Below are 21,157 nucleotides of genomic sequence, written 5' to 3' on the forward strand. Positions count from 1 at the left end.
GGGCCGGTGGGGCGCCCGCGGAGCCGTCACGGACCGGTTCGCGCGCGAAACCCGACGGTGGCGCGCTGTTCGCGGGGGTCGGCAGGAGAAGTAGGAAACCAACATGATTTGCGGGCTCGTTGGTCGAAAATTAACTGATCCGTTATCCGAAGCCCCGGTGTGCTCGCCGCGTCCTCCTGTTTCACTGAGGCGGTGGCCACGAAGAGGTGGCCGGCCCCCGCACCCCAGGAGTCGTCTTGAGCCCGAACCCCCCGAACCGGCGCGCCCTCCTCAAGAGCGTCGGTGGACTCTCCCTCGGACTGGCCGTCACCTCCGGCGGCCTCTTCGCCTCGACCTCGGCGGCCCACGCCGAACCGGTCACCCGGAACCTGCCCGCCCCAGACCACGCCGGGCTGCGCCTCGTGGACCACAACGAGGACGACCCCCGCATGTGGTACTACCGCTTCGAGACCCCCGAGATCGGTTGGAACCCCGGCGTCAACGTCCTCGTACCGGACGGCTACCGCGACGACGGCCGCACCTACCCGGTCCTGTACCTGCTGCACGGCGGCGGCCCCGGATCGGATTTCATCAGCTGGGACCGCACCGGGATCCGCCAGATCTCCCAGGACAAGCAGATCATCATCGTGATGCCCGACGGTGGGCCCTGCGGGTGGTACTCCAACCCGGTCACCTCCAACGTGGGTCCTCGCAACTGGGAGACCTTCCACATGAACCAGGTCCTGCCCTGGGTCGACGCCAACTTCCGCACGCACGCCGAGTTCGACGGTCGCGCCGTGGCGGGTTTCTCGATGGGCGGCTTCGGAGCGCTCAAGTACGCGGCCAAGTACTACGGCCACTTCGCCTCGGTGAGCTCCTACTCGGGGCCGGCCAGCACACGTCGCGACCTCGGGGTGGTCACCCACTGGGCGAACTTCACCTCCGCGGCCTTCGAGCTCGGCGGCGGCATGGTCTACGGGGCGCCGTGGGACGAGGCCCGGGTCAGCGCCGACAACGCGATGGAGAACATCGAGCGTTACCGGGGCAAGCGCGTCTTCCTGGTCGCGGGGGACAGCCCCGAGCGCTTCGACCTGTTCGATCGGATGAACGAAGAGCAGGTGTTGGCCGGGCAGCGGGAGTTCCGTGCCGCCCTGGACGAGGCGGGCATCGCCTACGAGGCGCACGAGCCGGGCGGCGGTCACTTCGTCCGCCCCGACCTGGTGCGGCGCGACCTCGACGGCATGATCGAACGGCTTCGCTCGGCGGGGTAGAAAGGATCGCGCCGGTCGGGGCACGTCCGGTCGGGGACAGGGTCGCGACCCCGACCGGACGTGATCAGGCCCGCGCGCCCGGATCCTCGTCGGCTCCCCGGGCGGACGCCTCGGGGGTCTCATCGTCCTTGGTCCTGTCCTCGGCGGGGGCGGGGCCGTGGTCCTCCACGGCCAGGGACGGCAACAGCGGGTGCTCGGCGACCTCGTAGCGCCGGATGTAGGTGCCCAGGAACGCCTGAAGGCTCGCGCCGATCGGCAACGCGAGCAGCGCGCCCGGGGCGCCCAGCACGGCCACGCCCGCCAGGACCGAACCGAAGGCCACGGCGGGATGCATGTCCAGGGTCTTGGCGGTGATCCGCGGTTGCAGCAGGTAGTTCTCGAACTGCTGATAGACGATGACGAACACCAGCATCCACACCGCCGGCCACACGCCCTCGACCAGCGCCACCAACACCGGGACCGCGCCGCCGATGTAGGTGCCCACGGTCGGGATGAACTGGGACAGCACCCCGATCCACAGCGCCAGCGCGAAGGCGAAGGGCACGTCCAACATGATCAGCACCACGTAGTGCGCGGCACCGCAGATCAGCGCCAACAGCGCGCGGGAGTACAGGAAACCGCCGGTCTTGGCCACGGCGATCTCCCAGGCCCGCAGTACCTCGCGCTGGGTGCGCGGGGGCAGGACCGAACAGATCACCCGGCGAAAACGCGGGCCGTCCGAGCACAGGTAGAAGGTGAACAGCGCGACCGTCAGCGCGTTGAACATCAGCACCAGAAGGGTCGTTCCGGCTCCCCACACGTTGTTGGCGATGCCGGTGGCGTACTGCTCGATGAGTCCGCTGGCGCTGGAGACCTCGTTGAGCAGCGTGGTGGGGGAGTAGGAGGTGTCGAACGTGCTGTTGATCCACCGCAGGACGGCCCGGACCATCGACGGGACCTCGGAGATGAAGGCCAGGACCTGACCGATGAGCATGGACCCGAGCATGCTGAAGAACACGACGGCCACCACCAGCACCACCAGCATCACCGCCCCGGTCGCGGGGCCGCGCGGCCAGCGGCGCCGGTGCAGCCAGTTGACCGCCGGTTCCAGGGCCAAGGCCAGGAACAGGGAGATCAACAACAGCATGAAGAGGTTCTGTAGCTTGAGGAACAGCCACAGTCCGACACCGAAGGCCATGACGATCCACAGGGCCAGCAGCATGGCGCGGGGCAGCCACGGGGGCATGCCGCCACCGCGGTCGTGGCGCGGGGGCCGGGGTGGGGAGGGGCTGGTGGACACGCGGGGTCTTCCTCACTGTCGACTCGGTACGGCGGGACCCTTGCCGGACGGTGAGGGGAAACCGGCCCTGGAGCACGGGGACGCGCTCGGTGGTCCTTCGCCGACCTCGGCGCGGGGGCGCCGACGTCGTTCTTGGGCAGAACGAGGTCCACCGTATCGACCCCGAGGGCATGCGACGGGCCCGCCGACGCGCGGAAGGGGCGCGTGGGTGGTGAGGGGCGGGGCCGGGGAAGCGCGGATGGACGTCCGGGGGAGAGGGACGCGGGCGCCCTCCCCCGACGACGTCAAAGGTGCGGGGTCAGGAGGGTGAGCAGGTCCTGGTCGCCACGGTCGGTCAGGTGGGCCATGAGCTCGGGCGCTTCGGCGTCCTCGGGCAGACCGACGGCGTGGATCAGGGAGGACAGATCGTCGGTGACCGAACGCCCGGCCAGGTACAGGGCGGCGGCGAAGGGATCGTGGGGGACGGCGTTCGCCTTGTGGAGCCGACACAGCACCCGCCCCCCGGTGAGGGTGATGAAGGCGTGGTCGCCGACCTGGGCGTCCTCGAGTAGGAGCAGGGGACGGATCGAGTTCATCAACGGCTGGTTCTTCCATGCCGCTATGGAGGGGCGATCACCGATGCGCACCGGCAGGCGGCAGCCCGGACCCATCCCCACGCTCACGGCGAAACCGCTGGGGATCGGAAAGCCGGACCCGCGCAGGTGCTCGCCGTTGAGCTCCACCCGAAGCCACCACGCCCCTTCGATGTCGCGGAAGCAGCGCCGGGTCCGCTCGACCACCCGCCGGGGCCGGTAGGGGGTCCGTGCCGTCACCACACCCGGTAGGGCCACCCATCCGGGGCGGGGGCGGGTGAACTCGCTGCCGGCGGACATGGCGCGGATCGAGCTCTCGGTGATGTCGAACCAGTCGGTGATGCGTTCGACGAGCGTGCTCACGGGCATCTCACCGCCCGCCTCGACCAGTTGGCGGCGCATCGTCTCCTCCAGGCCGAGGTATTCCCTGCCACCCCAGGCACGGAGCCCGAACAGGCGTCGGTCCCGGCGCATGATGCGTTCGTCGCCGTGGATGCGTTCCCGGAAACCGGACTCGTTGAAGCCGGTGCCGACCCGTTCGAGGAGTTCGTCGAAGTGCAGGGGGCGTCCGGCGACGGTCAGCACGGCGAAGGCCTTGTCGGGGAGGTTGCGGCCCCAACGCACGAGGTGGCCGTCCATCACGCGCGCGTGCGGCAGCGCGGACAGCCACGCCAGGGCGTGCTCTTGGGGGACACCTCCTTCGAGGGGGACGCGTTCGGCCTCCTCCAAGGGGATCACGGTCCGCTCGGCCAGTTCCTCGGTGAGTTTTCGGACCAGGGCCGTGGCCCCCTCGGAGGTGATCCAGCCGTCGACGACCCGGTGGCCGGGCAGCAGCCTCAACAGAACCTCGCCCACGGGCAGGTCGAGGGAGGGCAGGACGTCGGGGTACTCGGGGGACAGGTCCCAGAAGGCGTCGAGCGGGGTGGCCACACCCAGCTTCCTCGACAGCTCAGGCAGGTGCGCGGAGGTGCGTGCGCCTCGTGCGCCCTTGAGCCGGGAGCGCACCTCCTGGCCGACCTGCTTGTGGATCTGCCGGATGCGTTCGCGGGTGACCCCGAAGCGTGAGCCGAGGGTGTCCAGGGTCTCGGAGTTCAGGGTGAGGACCCGGCGGCCGGCCACGGCGCGGCGTCGGGGGTCGGCGGTGGCGAACCACCCCTCGATCTCGGTGAAGAGGGGACCGGTACCGGGGCCGGTGGGAGGGGCCTCCCACGGCAGGTGGTCCAGCGCCGTCAGGTACAGGTCGTGCAGGTACTTGTGGGCGCCTTCGGGGTCGGGCCACTCGTGCGGGTGGGTGGCCAGGACGTCGGGGTGCTCACCGGTGAGGTAGAGCGCGGGCATGATCTCGCCCAGGGCGAGGTCCTGCCAGCGATCCAGGGTGAGGTGGGCCAGGCCGGTGGCCAGGTGGTCGGGACCGATCGCGTGCAGGGCCCGGGGCAGGGTCACCTGCCGCCACCAGTGTTTCTCGAAAAGGTCGGGATGCCCCAAGGCCTGCTGGAGGGATTCTTCGCAGGTGTCGTCGAGGGGCGGGACGAGATGGGCGAGGCGGATGCCGAGGGACCGGGACAAGGGCGACCTTTCCGTGGTCGGGGGATCGGGAGATGACGGTGAGTGAGGCGGGAACATCACACGTTCCTCCCACGCGCGCGTCACCCAGGACGGGGTTATGCGGGACACGCATAGCGGTTGCCGGGGCGCCGCCTTCGTTCCACGTAGGTGATTCGGTCCATGGACGACATGTTAAACGAGCGGTTCGGCGGCGTTCCCCCGGCCGTTTTCGGTCCGTCCGAAGCCGTCGAAAAGGCAGTGCACGCGATTCGGAGATCGCCGGATCCGGAATCATGAAAGAATTCCAGGAGTTCTCCGGCTCGGCCTTTCCCGAGGTCGCCAAGACGCGCCGACAGGGCGACACCACGCTCCCGGCGCCCGGTGACCGAGGCGGAGGGCCCACCCCGCACCCCCTCGTCCTCGGATCCACGGTCACCGGACGGGTCGCGCACCCCAGGGGGCCGCCCGGGGGCGCGCCGGGGACCGCCGTTCCTATCGGTACGATCCTCGGTGAACCGAGGACCTGGTCGGCCAGGGTGTGGGAGGAACGGAACGTTGTTGTACGCGGGCACCTTCACGATCGTCGCCCACGACCGGAGCACCGGCGCGTGCGGGGTGGCGATCAGCAGCCGGATGCCGGCGATCGGAGCGCTGACGGTGTTCGCGCACGCGGACTTCGGGGCCGTCGCCACACAGGCGCTCATCAACCCGCTGCTGGGTGTGGACGCCTTGGAACTGCTGGGTTCGATGCCCGCGGAGGAGGCGTTGGAGGGGGCGCTGGCCAAGGACCCCGATCCCGACTCGCGCCAAGTGGTCGTGGTGGACCGTCGGGGCCGCTCGGCCGCGCACACCGGCACCATGACCCACCCCTGGTGCGGTCATCGGACCGGGGAGGGCTTCGCGGTGGCGGGTAACATCCTGACCGGCGCGGACACCCTCGACGCGATGGCCGACGCCTGGTCGGCGAAGCCGGACCTCACCTTCGACGAACGGCTGCTCGGCGCCCTGGAGGCGGGCCAGGCCGCCGGAGGCGACCGCAGGGGCAGACAGAGCGCCGCCCTGTACGTGCACACGGGCGACCCCTACCCCTACCTGGACCTGCGGGTGGACGAACACCCCGACCCGGTCGCCGAACTGCGCAGGGTGCACGGAGTGGCCCGGCGGGAGTTGCTGCCGTTCGTGGCGGCCCTGCCCACCCGGGACAACCCCCACGGCTCCTTCGAGCGGCTCCACGAATGACCGGCCGGCGTGAGGTCGGCCACGTACCCGCGGCTTCTAGCCTGGTGGGATGACCGAACCTGCCTACTCGGCCCCGCTCCCGCCCCGGCTGGTGGCGGCCATCCTCGACATGGACCTGCCCCAGCACCTGCTCGACGACCTGGCCCAGAGCCCCGACCAGACGGGGGACATCCTCCTGGGCGCCGCGGCCGAACTGCGCGAGCGCCGCCCCGGCCTTGCCCGTCGGGTGCTCGACCTGCTGCGCGAACACGCCCCCGAACCCGACTACCGCCAGTACGCCACCCACATGCTGGCGGGTCTGCTCCGCTCCCAGGGCGCGGTGGCGGAGGCCGACGGGCTCATCGACGAACTGATGGACCCGGGGGTGTTGGGTCGGCCCATGGCGGCGGTGCTCGCCGACGAGTTCGCCGCGGACGGGGACCTGGACCGCGCCCTGTACTGCTACAACATCGCCTGCCGCAGCATCCTCGCAGAGCCGGTGGAACTGCTGGAGCGCATGGACCCCGTGGGCCTGTTGCCTTTGATGGGCCGCGCGCAGGTGCGTGAACGACTGGGGCTGCCCGCGGACGAACACGACCGCGCGGTGCGCGCGGTGGACCAGGCCCGGCCCTCCTTGGAAGAGGAGATGGGTCTGTTGGCGGAACCCGTCGAGGTCGACCCCGACGCCCGGGTGGTGCTCACCGGACGGGCCCGGGAACACTACGCGGGGGTCGAACGCGCGCTGCGCGAAGGTGGGAACGGGCAACGGATCGTTCTGGCCGATCAGGCGGAGATCGACGCCTACGCGGGCGAGCACGGACTCGATCCGGCGGCGGAGGAGACCCGGAACGCGTGGGCGCGCACCCTGCCCCAGGACCGCGCGGTCTCCTGGCCACCGGAGCGCAACCGGCCCTGCTGGTGCGGTTCGGGGCGTAAGTACAAGAAGTGCTGCGGGTCCCCGTCGGTGCGCTGACCGCTCGACGCCCCGGTACGCGCGGGACGGGTCGCTCCTGGTGAGCGGCGCGTCTCGCGGAGAGGGAGCGCCTGACCCACCCGCAGATCAGGGCGGCTTCGAAACCATCGGCCCGGGCAAAACCCGGGTATAGGTTCGCATGATTCGGGGGACTCGTGTATCAGCCGACTCGCCATCGGGTAGCGGAGCGTGTGCGACGCAACCGTAAGTCATGGGCCGTGGCCGTGCGTCATATCGATGCGCGGCGGCGACCCGTACCCGTGAGGGAGAGCCATGGCCAAGGAAACCAACCCGATCAAGGCCGCGGTCGACAAGGTCTCGCAGGCGGTCTCGGAGGAGAAGGACCCCGCCGCGGACATCCCCGGTCGACCCACCGATCAGCCTCCGCCCCTGGAGGAACCGACCGAACCGCGGGCGCCCCTACCGCCCAAACCCGACCAGGGCGCCCCCGGCTCCTACACGGCGACGGGCCGTCCGGTGGAGGGCCTGGCCGACTCGCGCTCCCAGGAGAGCGCCTACCTGACCAACGCCCAGGGCACACGGCTGCCCGACTCCGACCACTCGCTCAAGGCGGGTCGGCGTGGTCCGGTACTCCTGCAGGACCACCACCTGCGCGAGAAGATCATGCACTTCGACCACGAGCGCATCCCCGAACGCGTGGTGCACGCCCGTGGAGCCGGCGCCCACGGCGTGTTCAAGGGATACGGGACGGCCGGGAGCGTCACCAAGGCCGCCTTCCTACGCAAGGACGTGGAGACCCCGACGTTCACGCGGTTCTCCACGGTGGCCGGTTCCCGGGGTTCGATGGACACCGCACGCGACACCCGCGGGTTCGCCACCAAGTTCTACACCTCCGAGGGCGTCTACGACCTGGTCGCCAACAACATCCCGGTGTTCTTCATCCAGGACGCCATCAAGTTCCCCGACGTCGTCCACTCGGTCAAGCCGCACCCGGACCGGGAGATCCCCCAGGCCCAGAGCGCGCACGACACCTTCTGGGACTTCCTGTCCCTGCACACCGAGGCGATGCACCACACCATCTGGTTCATGGCCGACCGCGGCATCCCGCGCTCGTACCGGACCATGGAGGGCTTCGGCGTCCACACGTGGCGGTTGGTCAACGACGGTGGCGAGACCACCCTGGTCAAGTTCCACTGGAAGCCCAAGGCGGGTGTGCACTCCCTGGTCTGGGAAGAGGCGCAGATCGTCGCCGGCGCCGACCCCGATTTTCACCGCAGGGACCTGGCCGACGCGATCGAGGCGGGCGCCTACCCGGAGTGGGAGCTGGGCATCCAGACCTTCCCGGACACGCCCGACCAGACCTTCGAGGGCATCGACCTGCTGGACCCGACCAAGATCGTTCCCGAGGAACTGGCGCCGGTCCAGCCGATCGGCCTGCTCACACTGAACGCCAACCCGTCCAACTACTTCGCCGAGACCGAGCAGGTCGCCTTCCACCCGGGCCACCTGGTGCCCGGCATCGACGTCACCGACGACCCGCTGCTGGCCGGGCGCCTGTTCTCCTACCTGGACACCCAGCTCACCCGGCTGGGCGGGCCCAACTTCGCGCAGGTGCCGATCAACCGTACGCACGCGCCCGTCAACGACATGCTGCGCGACGGCATGCACCAGACGGCGGTGCACAAGGGGGTCGCCCCGTACAAGCCCAACAGCCTGGATGGAGGTTGCCCCTTCTTCGCCGGCGCCGAAGAGGGCGGATACGTCGAGGTCCCCGCGCGGGTGGAGGAATCCCGGCGAGTCCGAGAGGCACCGGAATCGTTCGCCGACCACTTCAGCCAGCCTCGCCTCTTCTGGTTGAGCCTGTCGTCGGTCGAGCGGGAGCACACCATCGCCGCGTTCACCTTCGAACTCGGCAAGTGCTACGAGGACGCGATCAAGGAACGCACTCTACGCGCGCTCGCCGAGGTCGACCCCTACCTGTGCGAACAGGTGGCCAACGGCCTCGGACTCCCGGCGCCCAAGACCACCCGGGAACTCGAATCGCCCGCGCCCAGTCCCGCGCTCTCGCAGCTGGGCGGCGCGTGGCCGACCAAGGGGCGGGTGATCGGCGTCATCGCCGACGATGGATCGGACCTGGACGCGGTCCGCGCTCTTCGGGCCGAGATCTTCGACGGTGGCATGGTGCCGCTGGTGGTCGGCCCCACCGGCGGGGCGCTCGGCGCGTCCGGCGATGACCCGATCACCGTGCAGCGCAGCTTCGCCACCGCGCGGTCCATCGAGTTCGACGCGCTGATCGTGGCGGGGCTCCCCGCCGCGGGGGACGACGCCAACCCCTCCCGTGACGGCAAGGCGTGGACCGGAGGCGCCGACGCCGCCGTCGATCCGCGGGTGTCGCTCATGCTCAACGAGGCCTACCGGCACGCCAAGGCGCTGGGCGCCCTGAGCGTGGCCCGGCCGGCGCTCGATGCGGCGGGGATTCCCGTCGAGGCGCTCGGTGTGGTCGTGGGCGACCAGGGTGGGACCATCCTGCGAGAGGTCGTCGACCTGCTCGGCCACCACCGGGTCTGGGAGCGGTTCCCCACCCACGCCTGACCGGGGGTGGACGCTGTGGCCCTCGTGGAGCGAACGCTCCACGAGGGCCGTCGTCTTGGTGGCCACATGTGGCAACGAACCCGGACGGAGCCTGGGGCATCGGGGGCGTCGATCACAGACGACTTAGGAGTAATTGTCGCAGGTGAATATGGTCGGATGTTCTTGATATGCGATGAATTCGGTATCGGGTTTCTTTGGGTGGTGAGTTCATAAAGCCCTGGTGTAAGAAAAAGAAATGGTGATCGCAAGGGTCTCGTGGCACGCTTCCTCTCGTCTCCTCAACGGGGGCGAGAGCAAAGGAGTACGTGCATGAGTGCACTTCGTGGAGCCGCCGTCGCCGCGGCTCTGGGATTGGCGGCCACGGGGATCCTGGTCGCGTCCCCGGCCCACGCGGCCGCGTACAACGACGCCTGCGGTGCGGGATACGGCGTCGTCAGGAAGATGGACATCGGTGATTCCGGCACCGCCTTCCTCACCTACAACGCCTCGAACGGCTACAACTGCGCCGTGACCGTGCGCAACTCCCCGGGTGATCCGATCGAGGTGGTGGTCGGCATCAAGCGCACCGCCGACGACCCCGCCGACGCGGTCCAGGACGCCGGTATGTACACCACCTACGCGGGCCCGGTCTACCTGCACGCACCGGCGACCTGCGTGGATTGGTTCGGCCACATCGGTGGCGACAACAACAACAGGAACCAAGACGCCTGTGGCTGACGCGTGAGAAGGAGAAGTCATGAGGAAGTTCGTCCGGCGTTCCCTCGCCGTCGCCGGGGCGGCCGTGTTCGCCACCACCGCGTTGTGGACCACCGCCTCGCCCGCGTCGGCCGCCACGTACAACGGCGCCTGTGGGGACGGTTACGCCGTCATCAACAGCTACGACCTGTCCTCGGACCGGGGCACCATCTTCTTGACCTACAACAACTCCAACGGCCACAACTGTGTGACCACCGTGCGCACGGTCGCCGGGACCACCACCCTGGTGGAAGCGATGGTCCGTGTGAGCGGTGGCTCCGACTGGGTCATCGACTCCGGCGACTACACGACCTACGCGGGCCCGGTCTACGTGGAGGCCGCGGGCAAGTGCATCGACTGGGGCGGCACGATCGGCACCGAGACCCGGACGTTCCCGAACCAGCACTGCGGCTGACCTCCGCACATGGATGAGGGGTGGGCCCGGACGGGCCCACCCCTCATCGTGTTCTCAGCCGCGCAGGCGGTCCAGTTCGGAGCGCAGCTCGTCGACGAGGGACAGTGCTCGCTCCAACCCCGTGTCCGTGCCCGTGTCCGTGCTTGTGTCCAGGGCCTGGGCACGGCTTCGGTCGGGACGGGTCAGGGACGGCCCCGGCGCGATGTTCACCTGCTCGGTGGATCCGGCCGCCTCGATGTCGAAGACCACCCGGTCCGACCGGTGCCAGCTCTCGAACCACTCCACCGGGGCGCCGGAGCGATCGAAGGTGCCGCCCTCCAGGAGCAGCAGCGGAGAGTTCTCGGGTACACCGAGCTCCCGGGCGATCCCCGGATCGGCGGGAACCGCCCGGACCTGGCGTCGACCACCGGAGGGCACCACGCCGAAACGCGACTCCATGAGCCGGTGCAAAGAGGAGTCGGTGAGCATCCGGGCGTCCAGTCCGGCGAAGCGATCCGCGGGCAGCCAGGTGCGCACGTAGGACAGGGGGTCCCCGTCCACGGAACGCACCCGCTCCAGGCGGAGCAGGGAACGCGTGCCCAGGTGTTCCTCGGCGGAGGGCACACCCGAACGCACCGGGTCGAGGGAGACCACCTTGGTGGAGAGGGTGAGTCCCTCGGCGGAGAACTGGTCGAACAGGCCGGTCACCCGTTGCACCAGGCGGTGGTGTTCGGCGCGTACCGCGGCGACCGCCGCACGACCGTGCGGGCGACGGACCACGCCCTCGTCCTCCAGGGTCGACAGAGCCTGACGCACGACGCTGCGCGAGACACCGAAGCGTTCGCGCAGGGCGGCCTCGCTGGGCAGGGTCTCCCCGGGGGCGATCGTATGGTCCTGGATCTGCGCGCGCAGCACGTCCGACACCTGGGAGTGCAGTGGGCGCGGGTCGGAGCGGTCGACAGGCATGACGGCCATTCTAGGCAGTGCGCGGGGGCCACCCGCTCGGCGAACGGGCGGCCCCCGGAAAGCGGGACACGGAGCGTGGCCCGGCCTCGGGATCAGGTCTCGGAGCGCGTGGCCCGCCAGACGTGGCCCCAACCCGGGGCGAGTTCGGCGGCCCGACGCAGTGCCAACACCAGGCTCGCCTCACGGGCGATCCCCTGCCCGGCGATGTCGAAGGCGGTGCCGTGGTCCACCGACACCCGCACCACGGGCAGCCCCGCGGTGATGTTGACCCCGTCATCGCCGTAGACCGCCTTGAACGGCGCGTGTCCCTGGTCGTGGTAGCAGACCGCCACCAGCTTCCACTTGCCGCGCACCGCTGCCGGGATGAGGGCGTCGGCGGGGATCGGTCCGTGCGCGTTGACGCCCTCGGCGCGGGCGAGCTCGATCGCCGGAGCGAGGACGTCGGCGTCCTCGTCACCGAACAGCCGGTTCTCGCCCGCGTGCGGGTTGAGTCCGGCCACGCCGATGGGTTCGTCCGGAGAACCCTGCGCGCGGGCGAAGGCGTTCATCAACCGCAGCACCTCGAGGGTGCGCTCGGGGGTGACGTCCTCGATGGCCCGTCGTAGCGACACGTGCGTGGTCAGGTGGAAGAAGGACAGCTCACCGGCGGACAGCACGAGGCTGTAGTCGCGCACCCCGAACTCGTGGGCGAGAAGTTCGGTGTGGCCCGGCCAGTTGTGCCCGCCCATGTGCATGGCGGCCTTGTTCAGCGGTGGGGTGACGATGCCCTCGACCAGGCCGCGCTTGGCCAGGTCGACCGCCTCGATCACGAACCGGGCGGCCCCGTCGCCGGCCTCGGCGCTCAGCTCGCCGGTCGGCACGTGCCCAAGGGAGGGGCCGGTCTGCACGATGTCGATCACCGAAGGGTCGTCGGCCGCGTCGGCTGGGGACTCGACCGGGTTGACGGCGGAGGGGTCGCCGCCCACCGCGGTGACGGCGTTGCGCAGCGCGTCGGCGTCACCGACGACCACCGGTCGGGAGTGCTCGCGGACCTCCGGGTGGTGCAGGAGGGCCTTGGCGGTGATCTCCGGACCGATGCCGGCGACGTCGCCGAGGGTGACCGCGAGGGTGGGGCGGTGACTCATGCGTGGGTGCCTTTCGTGTGGCGGACCGCGTCGGCGGCCTCGATGAGGACGTTGGGACTGCCGAAGCCCCCGGCCTTGGTGACGATGGAGTGCCCCTCATGAGGGCCTCCGGTGAGGGTGCCCAGCGGAATGCCGGGGGCCACCTCTCCGGTCAGGGTGATGGAACGTGCCCGCAGCGCCTCGGTGAGGGCCCGGGCGCCGTCGCCTCCGGTGACGACGAAACCGGACAGTGGGTGTCGCTCGGCCACGCGCGCCGCCAGTTCGCCGAACCGGCGTGCCACGAGAGCGGGGGACAGGCCACCGTCACGGTCGTCGGGCGCGACCAGCGCGGTGTGCGGGCAGGTGGGATCGAACCCGGCCACGACCTTGTCGGACCATGCCCGCCACGCCTGGTCGTCGCCCAGATCGAAGGTCGTGGGTTGCTCCACCCGGGTCCACTCGTCCACGACCAGCTCGTGCACCTGACCGCGTGCGGCCTGGTGCAGTGAGGTGACCACCACCAGTGCGGGTGCGGGCTCGCGGACCGGACGCCAGGACTCGGCGAGCCGTGTCGCCAGACCGGCCGAACCGACCGGGACGACCCGGTCGCCCAAGAGCGTGATGGCCGCGGCGATCCGGGCGAGGTCCTCGTCGCTTTCGGCGTCGACCACCGCGACCGGTCCGGCGGCGCGCAGCCGTTCGGCGTCCTGCTCGGGGTCGGTCCCGGTCAGGCGCACGTGCCGAGCCCCCAACAGTTCGGCGACGCGGCTCTCGGTCACCGGGGAGACGGGGTCGGTGCCCACGGCGGTGCGGTGCACCTCCACACCGTCCACCAACAGGACTCCGTCACGGACGATACGACCGTTGGCGGGGAACGCCGTGCAGACCACCGCGACCGAACCCGGGTGCCAGGCCGACAGGACGCCGTCGATCTCGGCCCGGATGGGGCCCCGAAGCGTGGAGTCCACCTTCTTGTAGAGCAGCCTCGTGCCGGCCTCGCGCAGGCGGCGGACCTCGGCGGAGGCCGTCGCCGCCGCCTGCGCCTCGGGCAGGGCCCGAGAGTCGGTGGTCACCGCGACGACGTCGGCGGTGGCGTCGGCCGCGGCCAACTGGAGTTCGGTGCGCCAACCGGCGCGCACGAACTGGACGGCGGTGTCGCCCGCGCCGGTGAGGTCGTCGGCGACCACGGCGATGTGCGGCGCGGATGGTGCGTCGTGAGCGGTGGCGCTCATGACCGGTCCCCCTTCGTGGCGGTGTCCGTGGGATTCTCGGCTCCGTCGAGTGCGGCTTGTTCGGCCCGTTCGGCCTCGGCGGGACGGGCGCCGGCGCGGCGCAGTGCCCAGGTGGTGACCAGCGGTGCGAGCAGGGCGGTCACCAGCACGCTCGCGGCGACCTGGGAGGTGGCGGTGCCGACGTAGGCGGCGAAGGACGGGTCTGCGGCGGCGACGATGGCCGGGGTGGCCACGGCGTTGCCCGAGGTGGTCCCGGCGGCGAACCCGATCCCGGACTCCCCACCGCGACGCAGCAGGAAGCGGTACCCGAGGTAGACCATCCCACCGGTGAACAGGACGATCACCACGCCCATGACGACGCCGCCGAGACCGCCGCGGACGACGTCGCCCAGGTCGATGCCGGTGCCCAGGGCGAAGGCGAAGAACGGGATGACGATGCCGGGCACGGGCTTGAGCACCTCGCGCCACTTGGCGTCCACGTTGCCGATCACCACGCCCAGCAGGAACGGCAGGATCGCGGCGAGCAGGGTCATGAAGGGGATCTGACCGAGCCCGGAGGCGCCGATGAACAGCAGCGCGAAGAACGGGCCGTCGTTGACCGCGCCGGCGATGTAGGCGCCGCGGTCCTTGGTGCGCCCGTACTGTCCGGTGATGGCCAGCCACAGGCCGCCGTTGGCGTTGGTGGCGGCCGCGATCATCGCCAGGATCGACACACCGAGGACACCCCCGGGGCCGGTGGCCATGGCCAGGGCGATGATGAGCAGGCCGGGCACGACACTCTTGCCCAGGATGACCACACCGGTGGTGGCCAGGACGGGACCGCTGGTACGGAGGGTGACCTGGGTGCCGGTCGCGAAGATCAGCAGGGCGATGAGCGGCATGGCGCTGTCCTTGAACAGCGCGGTGGTGAAGCTGCCGATGTCGAGCGCGCCCGGGGCGAAGGTGCCCAGGATCGATCCCAACACCAGCGGGACCAGCATGGTTCCGCCGGGGATCTTGTTCAGCCAGTGGTAGAGGGGAACCACCGACCCGTGGTCGTCACGCATGAGTGTCCGTTCGAAAGGGCCCCTCGGTCGGCATGTCTCAGGGCCGGGTCACGTATTGTCCGTACAGAGTGTACGTACAATTTTGTTCCGCGCCACCCCCGAATCACATCCGGGCACGCCCAAGAGAGCCCTCCGACGCTCGGATCCACGATGGGAAGGGCCTTTCGAAAAATGTGAATCAGGTGGATCCGCCCGTGCCCGGTCGCACCGCGCCCGGGCGGCCCGGTGCGGCGGCCGACGGATGGTGCCCCCCGACGCACCGCTCGGACGAAGACACCTTCACCCGGATCACGGTGACCGACCCAGGACGCCTACGACCTGGAACAGGCCGTGCGATGGGCCGCTGCGAGGCCATCGGGCTCAGAACCGGTCGTCCCCGACCGCACGGAAGGAGTAGGCGCTCCCCACGAAACGGCCGTGGACACCGTTGTACTCCGGTTCGGGGCCGGCGGACAGAATCGCGTACACCTCGCCGTCCTCACCGAGGAGAGCGCGCGCGAACACCTGGAAGGGACCATGCGCGTCGTGCTCGTAGCGGTAGGAGAGCACTCCGTCCGCTCCCTGTCCCTCTCCCGTGTTCCGCTCTTTCCGGTCGAACCCGGGGAGGGACTCCGCCTCGTTCTCCAACCGCTCCAGCGCCCGGCCGGGGGAGGCGACCTCGGGACCGAACGACCTGACCTGGATGAAGTTGCGTCGAGCGTTCGGGGTGAAGAAGACCTTGAAGACGCCGTCCTGGGACAACTCCTCCGCACGGCTCCAATCCTCGGGCACGTGCAGGAGGAAACCCTGGTCGTCCTCCCGAACGCTGTAACCGTCGGGGGCGGGACCCTCCTCGCCCTCACCTTCGTCCGCGTCCTGCGTGGGAGCGTCCTCGGGCGGGGAGGTCATGGGGTCCTCCACGTCGGGTTCGAAGGCCCCGCCGGAGACATCGCCGCCAACGCTCTGCCCCTCCTGGTCGTCCTTGTCGTCGGGGGAGTCATCCGCGGTGAGGATGCCGCCGGGCAGGACGAATATCGCGGTCAGCATCAGGGCGATCAAGAACCCCAGGACCGTGAACGATCGGATCGGATAGGCGGACACCGACCGAACGGAGACGGCTCCGCCCGAGGGCTCTGGGAAGGAGACCCAACGCTGCCGTTCGGCGTCCCAGCGAAGGTTCTTCGACATCGGCCCTTCCTCAAGTCAGTAGACGTCGCGCCATGTCCGCCAGCGTGACCGCGGAGGCCAGGGCGCCCAGAGCCGTGTTCCCCGGGGCCAACCGCTTCCACAGCCGGCGCAACAGCCCCTGGTCGGCGCTGCCGCTCTGGGTGATCGCGAGCTCGGCCTCGGCCAACTCGGCGTCGACCACGGTCACTTCGGAGGTGTCGGCGAGCAGGGGCAGTTGTCCGCGCAACAGCCTGATCTGCTCCAGGAGCTCTTGGAACCGCTCGTCCTCGGGCGTGATGTCGGTTCGCGCCGTGCTGTTCTCGCCGGTGGCGATGGACACGCCCTCGGCGTCGCCGCCGATGACCACCGAACCGGCGGAGTGGTCCCCGGTCGGAGCGGGAGCAGGACCGATCCGACGATCGGCTCGAGGCGGCGCCTCGTCTGGACCCGCCGGAACCGAGGTTCGGGCGTCGCTTCCGGTACCGGTGGAGAGAGCCCCACCACGCACCGATCCTCCGATGAAGACCGAGCCCGTGCCGGCCTGGTCGTTGTCGTCGTTGGTGCTCGTCATCCCTACTCCTGTTCCGTGTGCGGGGGAGCGCCGGCGGTGTCGGCCCGGGCTCCGCTTCCGGTGGCGATCGATCCGGCCATGGACCCGCCGACGAACACCCCGCCGCCACCGACGTTGACCACCTGCTGTTGGAATTCGTCGGTCATGTAGCCGGCCTCGGCGAGGGCCTGGTGGGTACCGGAGGTGATGCGATCTTGAATGGTGGTGATGTAGCGGTTGATGTCCATCTCCTGGAACATCGACCAGGACTCGCGCGCCCCCACCTCCCGGATGCTGACCCGGGGCCCCTCCAGGGGGAGGTGGGAGGTGGCACGCCACCATTCGCGTGTCCAGGAACGCAGGGCGTTGATCCCGGAGAACAAGGTGGCGACCGTCACCGCCGGCCCGGCCGCCAGAGTCGACATCCGTAGTCGGATCGATCGTTCGGTGAGGTCGTCCACCTGGTGAAAACTCGACCGCGGCGGGGCCAGGACGTAGGGCAGCACCTCCAGCACGAGCAGCTCGCCCTGGGTGTGCACGCGGAGGAAGACGGTGGTGACGACCTCCTCCTGCCAACCGCCCACTCGGATGCGCAGGAAGTGCCGTCGCTGTTCGGCGCCCTCCCCGGCGGCCTCCGCCAGGTGTGCGTGCACGTCGGTGTCCCGGTAGGGCAGGGTGGCTCGGCGCAGCCCCTCGGGCAGGTCGCCCGGCAGGAAGACGCACTCCCGCAGTTCCAGCTCGTTGAGCCGGTCCTGGCTGGTGCGTGTGGTGCGTTCGGTGAGTTCGGCCAGCCGGGGGATGATGAGGTCGAGCACCCGGCGGCCGTCGAGGCGTTCGGGGGCGGTCGCCTGGTCGGGCCGCGGCCTCAGTTCCAGGGTCAGGGACCAGGGTTTGTGCGGCACCCCGGCGCCCAGGAACGGCTCGTCCGCGTTGTACAGGGCCAGGGGGGAGAACTGCTCGGTATCGATCGCCGCCAGGATCCTCGCGCGTCGGGAGGCGAACGGCGTGTGGGAGGTGTCCGGTGGGAACCCGGTGAACCGGTCTCGGGACAGCTCCGTCCATAAAATCCTGGAGAGCATGATTCGGTGCCAGGCCCCCACCAGGAGCAGTAGCGCCGGAAGGGACAGGACCACCAGGCCCTCGACGATCGACCCCGTGACGAAGGTCGACAGGATCGTGTACGCCGAGAGGGCCATCAGGACCCAGGTGGACAGGGGCAGGACCCCGAAGCGGAACCTGGCGAATCGGCCGGTCGGTGGATTGCCCGAGCCGTCGACCACCAGGGTGGACCGGCCCTGTCCGTACGGGGATCGTCGGGCCAGGGAGAGCAGGCTCGCCATGGTGAAGAGCATCAGCGAGATCAGCAGGGCCCCGCCCGGACCCGGCCCGGGCTGGTTCTGGTCCAGGCTCAGGTCCAGGTTCGGGACCGGTGGACTCAGCGTGATGATCGTCAGGCCGCTCACCCAGATCAGCAGGATCAGGACGGCGCTTCCCAGATCCAGGTTCCGGGCCCGAAGGGCGTGTCCGAGGACGGTCGAGGCGTCGTAGCCCAGGGAGGGCGGAACCAATCGTTCGGGGTGCTCGACCAGTTCGGTGATGACGGTGTCCCGGAACGCGGGATCGAGGTAGGTGCCCGCGCTGAGCAACCGGGTGGCCTCACTGCGACGGTGCTGAGCGGTGTCGGCGGGAGGAAAGGGGGAGGAGGGTGCTTCCGGGGGAGGGGAGGCGTCATGGCCGGGGAGGGTCTGGTTCGGTGCTTCCATTCTTCCCTTCGTTCGGAGAAGGTTTCTTCCGCGGGAATGAACCAGGATTATAGAGCGCCGACCGGGGGATCGGACAGCGAACAGAGTAACTCTCTGGGGCGAAAAACGAAATATGTATGTTCCCCTTTTTGGGGGCCTTGAGTTGATTCGTGGTGTTCTTCGTCCGTCCTTGGGGTGTCGATGGTCCTGGTGAGCGCCCATGTGGGTGAAGTGGGTCTTCTTCGAGCGGAGGTGAGTGCGGGGCGCGTGTTCGATCAGGGGTGAAGGGAAACGCAACGGGGGAATCCCTTGGTGGCCGGGATGGGGCATCGCATATTCCATCCCGGCCACATGGTCGGATCACCTCAGTCGCGCAAACGGGAGAGAACGCCCGGAAGACCCCGGTCGTGGGCCACGGTCAGCCTGCGGGTGGCGCGGGTGACGGCCACGTACAGGTCGTTGGCGCCGCGTGGCCCGTCGAGCACCTCCTCGGGACGCACCACGATCACCGAGTCGAACTCGAGCCCCTTGGACTCGGTGGCCGACAGCACCACCACGGGTGCCGTCTCCTCGTGCCGACGCCGCTGGGGGCGGCCCGATCCGGGCAGGGCCTCGGCCACCTCGAGGAGGGAGGCATCGGAGGTGATGACGGCGACCCGTCCCTCCACGATCGCCTCGGTCTCCTCGGTCACCAGCGCGGGTAGCCCGGACAGGCCCTCGGTGAGCCGCACCGCCCGGGGCGGATCCCCGTCCTCGCGTACCGACTCGGGCACCGCCTGGTCCGGTGCGGCCACGCGCAGCACGTCGGCGGCGACCGCCATGATCGGCGCGGGCGTTCGGTAGTTGACCCGCAGCGTCTCCACGTGCACCTTGTCGCGTGCGTACGGTTCGAGCGCGGCGGTCCACGAGGAGGTGCCCGCGGCGCTGCCGGTCTGGGCCACGTCGCCCACCACCGTCAACGAACGGGTGGGGACCCGCCGCATGATCGACCGCCAGGCCATGGGCGACAACTCCTGGGCCTCGTCGACGATGACGTGTCCGTAGGTCCAGGACCGGTCCGCCCCGGCCCGGTCCGCGGTGGTGGCCTGCGGTCCCGAGGCCCGGTGGCGGTCGGCCAGGGACGCGGCGTTCAGCCCCATGAGTTCCTGTTCGGCCAGACCGGTGAACTCCAGTACCCCTTGGGCGTAGTGTTCGGCCTCGACGCGTTCGGCCTCCTGTCGCCGCTGCCGAGCGCGTTCGGCGCTGTCGTCGTGGCCCAGGAGTTCGGCGGCCTCGTCCAGTAGGGGGACATCCTCCACGGTCCACGGGGAACCGGTCGGTCGGGTCAGCGCCGTGACCTGCGAAACCTCGGCGGCGCTCGCCAGCCGGGCCAGGGCCTCGGGGTCGGCGAACACCTCGCCGAGCAGCCGCCGCGGGGTCAGGTCCGGCCACAGGGCGTCCAGCGCCCACCGGACGGGGTCCTCCTGCCAGAGGCGTTCGCCGATGTGGGGCAGGTCCTCCTCGACCACGGGGCGGCCCAACAGGGTCGCCTCCGCGCGGGCGAGTTCGGTGAGCAGGGTGGTGACCACGTACTTGCGGGCCACGTTGTGCGGTAGCCGCAGACCCCGGGCGGTGGTCAGGACGTGCTCGCACACCGGCCCGGGGACCACGAGGTCGCCGGCGTCGGTCTTCACCCGCAGGTCCGCCTCACCGAAGGCCCGCGACGGGGTGCGCTGTCGGTCGTCGATCGCGGCGCGCACGAAGTCCGCCATGGCCACGGACCCCTTGATCGCGGCGACGTCGTGTTCCTCGCGCGCGGTGGCCTCCACCCCGGGCAGGAGCTCGCCCACGGTGCGCATCACCACGTCGGTCTCGCCCAGGGAGGGCAGCACGTCGCCGATGTAGCGCAGGAACGCCGGATTGGGGCCCACCACCAGCACGCCGCGCCGTTCCAGGACCGTGCGATGGGTGTAGAGCAGGTAGGCGGCCCGGTGCAGGGCCGCCACGGTCTTTCCGGTGCCCGGCCCGCCCTGGACCACCAACACCCCGGACAGGGCGGAGCGGATGACCCGGTCCTGTTCGGCCTGGATGGTGGCGACGATGTCGCCCATCCGACCGGTCCGGCCGCGGTCGAGCGAGGCCAACAGCGCGGCCTCGCCGACCAGTTGCCGCCGGTCGCCTTCGCCGAGGCCGTCGGGGTCGAACACCTCGTCGTCCAGACCGATCACCGTGCGGCGGCGAATCCGCAGGTGGCGGCGGCGGGTGATCCCCTCGGGCGCGCCCGGGGTGGCGGCGTAGAAGGGACGGGCGGCCGGGGCGCGCCAGTCCACGAGGATGGTCTCGTACTCGCCGTCGCGCAGGCCGATCCGGCCCACGTACCGGGCCTCGGTGTCCCCATCGGGGTGGGCGAGATCGATGCGACCGAAGCACAGACCCTCCTCCACCGCGTTCAACTGCGCGCCGCGCAGGGCCTGTTCCTGGGCGCGCGTCTCCCGTTCCACGATCGCGGCGAAACCGGAGCGGTCCTCCTGGAGATGGACGGCGGCCAACCGCTCGCCGGCCCGGGCCCGCAGCACGTCCAGGCGCTCGTACATCGTGGTGACGCGTTCCTGTTCGGTGGCGATCGCCGCGGCCTCCGTCGCCGTGACGGAAGGACCATCTTGACGGTCTTTGTTCAAGCTGCTATCCTTGCGGTGAGAAGTTAGCGAATAGCTTTACTTAGGCGAATGGGTGGAGAACTCTAGCAGAGGTACTCCACCATCGGCCACTCCTTCGCGCGCCACCCTCACCCGACGCGGGCGAGGGTTTTTTCGTGTCCGCGTCCCACCGGCTCGCCACAGCCGCTACACTCGGCCCCATGCGAACCGAACCGAT

The 21,157-nt window shown here is 70.1% G+C and carries 16 protein-coding genes; 6 read left to right on the plus strand and 10 right to left on the minus strand.

Annotated features, from left to right (window positions below; genetic code table 11):
• Positions 1-236: 236 nt before the first annotated feature.
• Entirely contained in the window at positions 237-1,250 is a 1,014-nt protein-coding gene (locus NLI01S_RS09875) for an alpha/beta hydrolase (RefSeq protein ID WP_067602687.1), read from the plus strand.
• A 64-nt stretch (positions 1,251-1,314) separates the two neighbouring features.
• Here the strand turns inward: NLI01S_RS09875 and NLI01S_RS09880 are convergent, their stop codons facing one another.
• Together NLI01S_RS09880 and NLI01S_RS09885 are read right to left on the minus strand one after the other, a co-directional pair.
• On the minus strand, positions 1,315-2,475 hold the full coding sequence (locus NLI01S_RS09880; protein WP_084392457.1) for an AI-2E family transporter: 1,161 nt from the start codon (positions 2,473-2,475) through the stop codon (positions 1,315-1,317).
• Positions 2,476-2,813: 338 nt separating this feature from the next.
• Complete coding sequence (locus tag NLI01S_RS09885; RefSeq protein WP_067602690.1) at positions 2,814-4,667, minus strand: RNA polymerase subunit sigma-70; 1,854 nt, start codon at positions 4,665-4,667, stop codon at positions 2,814-2,816.
• A gap of 537 nt (positions 4,668-5,204) precedes the next feature.
• On the opposite strand from NLI01S_RS09885, the gene NLI01S_RS09890 reads away from it, so the two are divergent.
• The 5 genes from NLI01S_RS09890 to NLI01S_RS09910 all read left to right on the plus strand — a co-directional run bounded on the left by NLI01S_RS09890 (position 5,205) and on the right by NLI01S_RS09910 (position 10,540).
• The gene (locus NLI01S_RS09890; RefSeq protein ID WP_067602874.1) at positions 5,205-5,885 is read left to right on the plus strand and encodes a DUF1028 domain-containing protein; all 681 of its coding nucleotides are present in this window, start codon (positions 5,205-5,207) and stop codon (positions 5,883-5,885) included.
• Positions 5,886-5,934: 49 nt separating this feature from the next.
• On the plus strand, positions 5,935-6,837 hold the full coding sequence (locus NLI01S_RS09895) for an SEC-C metal-binding domain-containing protein (RefSeq protein ID WP_067602693.1): 903 nt from the start codon (positions 5,935-5,937) through the stop codon (positions 6,835-6,837).
• A 273-nt stretch (positions 6,838-7,110) separates the two neighbouring features.
• Positions 7,111-9,390, plus strand: coding sequence for a catalase (locus tag NLI01S_RS09900; protein WP_067602696.1), 2,280 nt, complete (start codon positions 7,111-7,113; stop codon positions 9,388-9,390).
• A gap of 309 nt (positions 9,391-9,699) precedes the next feature.
• Complete coding sequence (locus NLI01S_RS09905) at positions 9,700-10,107, plus strand: spore-associated protein A (protein ID WP_067602699.1); 408 nt, start codon at positions 9,700-9,702, stop codon at positions 10,105-10,107.
• Between the two features lie 19 nt (positions 10,108-10,126).
• Complete coding sequence (locus tag NLI01S_RS09910) at positions 10,127-10,540, plus strand: spore-associated protein A (RefSeq protein WP_067602702.1); 414 nt, start codon at positions 10,127-10,129, stop codon at positions 10,538-10,540.
• 54 nt (positions 10,541-10,594) lie between these two features.
• Here NLI01S_RS09910 and NLI01S_RS09915 read toward each other — a convergent pair whose 3' ends face one another.
• The 8 genes from NLI01S_RS09915 to NLI01S_RS09950 all read right to left on the minus strand — a co-directional run bounded on the left by NLI01S_RS09915 (position 10,595) and on the right by NLI01S_RS09950 (position 20,961).
• Positions 10,595-11,494: a GntR family transcriptional regulator gene (locus tag NLI01S_RS09915; protein WP_067602705.1), complete on the minus strand. Its 900-nt coding sequence runs from the start codon at positions 11,492-11,494 to the stop codon at positions 10,595-10,597.
• Positions 11,495-11,577: 83 nt separating this feature from the next.
• Entirely contained in the window at positions 11,578-12,609 is a 1,032-nt protein-coding gene (gene pdxA, locus NLI01S_RS09920) for a 4-hydroxythreonine-4-phosphate dehydrogenase PdxA (RefSeq protein WP_067602708.1), read from the minus strand.
• Entirely contained in the window at positions 12,606-13,820 is a 1,215-nt protein-coding gene (locus NLI01S_RS09925) for a four-carbon acid sugar kinase family protein (RefSeq protein WP_067602711.1), read from the minus strand. The genes pdxA and NLI01S_RS09925 overlap by 4 nt, the downstream gene beginning before the upstream one ends.
• Positions 13,817-14,866 (minus strand): 2-keto-3-deoxygluconate permease, encoded by a 1,050-nt coding sequence (locus tag NLI01S_RS09930; protein WP_067602714.1) that lies wholly within the window; start codon positions 14,864-14,866, stop codon positions 13,817-13,819. Before NLI01S_RS09930 ends, NLI01S_RS09925 begins: the two co-directional genes overlap by 4 nt.
• Before the next feature lie 360 nt (positions 14,867-15,226).
• Positions 15,227-16,033, minus strand: coding sequence for a hypothetical protein (locus NLI01S_RS09935; protein WP_067602716.1), 807 nt, complete (start codon positions 16,031-16,033; stop codon positions 15,227-15,229).
• Positions 16,034-16,043: 10 nt separating this feature from the next.
• Complete coding sequence (locus NLI01S_RS25685) at positions 16,044-16,583, minus strand: hypothetical protein (protein WP_067602719.1); 540 nt, start codon at positions 16,581-16,583, stop codon at positions 16,044-16,046.
• 2 nt (positions 16,584-16,585) lie between these two features.
• Entirely contained in the window at positions 16,586-18,325 is a 1,740-nt protein-coding gene (locus NLI01S_RS09945; RefSeq protein ID WP_067602723.1) for a hypothetical protein, read from the minus strand.
• A gap of 344 nt (positions 18,326-18,669) precedes the next feature.
• Complete coding sequence (locus tag NLI01S_RS09950; RefSeq protein WP_067602726.1) at positions 18,670-20,961, minus strand: HelD family protein; 2,292 nt, start codon at positions 20,959-20,961, stop codon at positions 18,670-18,672.
• Positions 20,962-21,157: the final 196 nt, after the last annotated feature.

This window comes from Nocardiopsis listeri NBRC 13360, from assembly GCF_001570765.1.
Classification (GTDB): Bacteria; Actinomycetota; Actinomycetes; order Streptosporangiales; family Streptosporangiaceae; genus Nocardiopsis; species Nocardiopsis listeri.

Excerpts from the sequence above, each read along its gene's own strand:
- NLI01S_RS09895 (WP_067602693.1), top strand. The coding sequence starts at position 5,935 with ATGACCGAACCTGCCTACTCGGCCCCGCTCCCGCCCCGGCTGGTGGCG.
- NLI01S_RS09880 (WP_084392457.1), bottom strand. The coding sequence starts at position 2,475 with ATGCCCCCGTGGCTGCCCCGCGCCATGCTGCTGGCCCTGTGGATCGTC.
- NLI01S_RS09925 (WP_067602711.1), bottom strand. The coding sequence starts at position 13,820 with ATGAGCGCCACCGCTCACGACGCACCATCCGCGCCGCACATCGCCGTG.
- NLI01S_RS09945 (WP_067602723.1), bottom strand. The coding sequence starts at position 18,325 with ATGGAAGCACCGAACCAGACCCTCCCCGGCCATGACGCCTCCCCTCCC.
- NLI01S_RS09905 (WP_067602699.1), top strand. The coding sequence starts at position 9,700 with ATGAGTGCACTTCGTGGAGCCGCCGTCGCCGCGGCTCTGGGATTGGCG.
- NLI01S_RS25685 (WP_067602719.1), bottom strand. The coding sequence starts at position 16,583 with ATGACGAGCACCAACGACGACAACGACCAGGCCGGCACGGGCTCGGTC.
- NLI01S_RS09900 (WP_067602696.1), top strand. The coding sequence starts at position 7,111 with ATGGCCAAGGAAACCAACCCGATCAAGGCCGCGGTCGACAAGGTCTCG.
- pdxA (WP_067602708.1), bottom strand. The coding sequence starts at position 12,609 with ATGAGTCACCGCCCCACCCTCGCGGTCACCCTCGGCGACGTCGCCGGC.
- NLI01S_RS09910 (WP_067602702.1), top strand. The coding sequence starts at position 10,127 with ATGAGGAAGTTCGTCCGGCGTTCCCTCGCCGTCGCCGGGGCGGCCGTG.
- NLI01S_RS09915 (WP_067602705.1), bottom strand. The coding sequence starts at position 11,494 with ATGGCCGTCATGCCTGTCGACCGCTCCGACCCGCGCCCACTGCACTCC.
- NLI01S_RS09930 (WP_067602714.1), bottom strand. The coding sequence starts at position 14,866 with ATGCGTGACGACCACGGGTCGGTGGTTCCCCTCTACCACTGGCTGAAC.
- NLI01S_RS09935 (WP_067602716.1), bottom strand. The coding sequence starts at position 16,033 with ATGTCGAAGAACCTTCGCTGGGACGCCGAACGGCAGCGTTGGGTCTCC.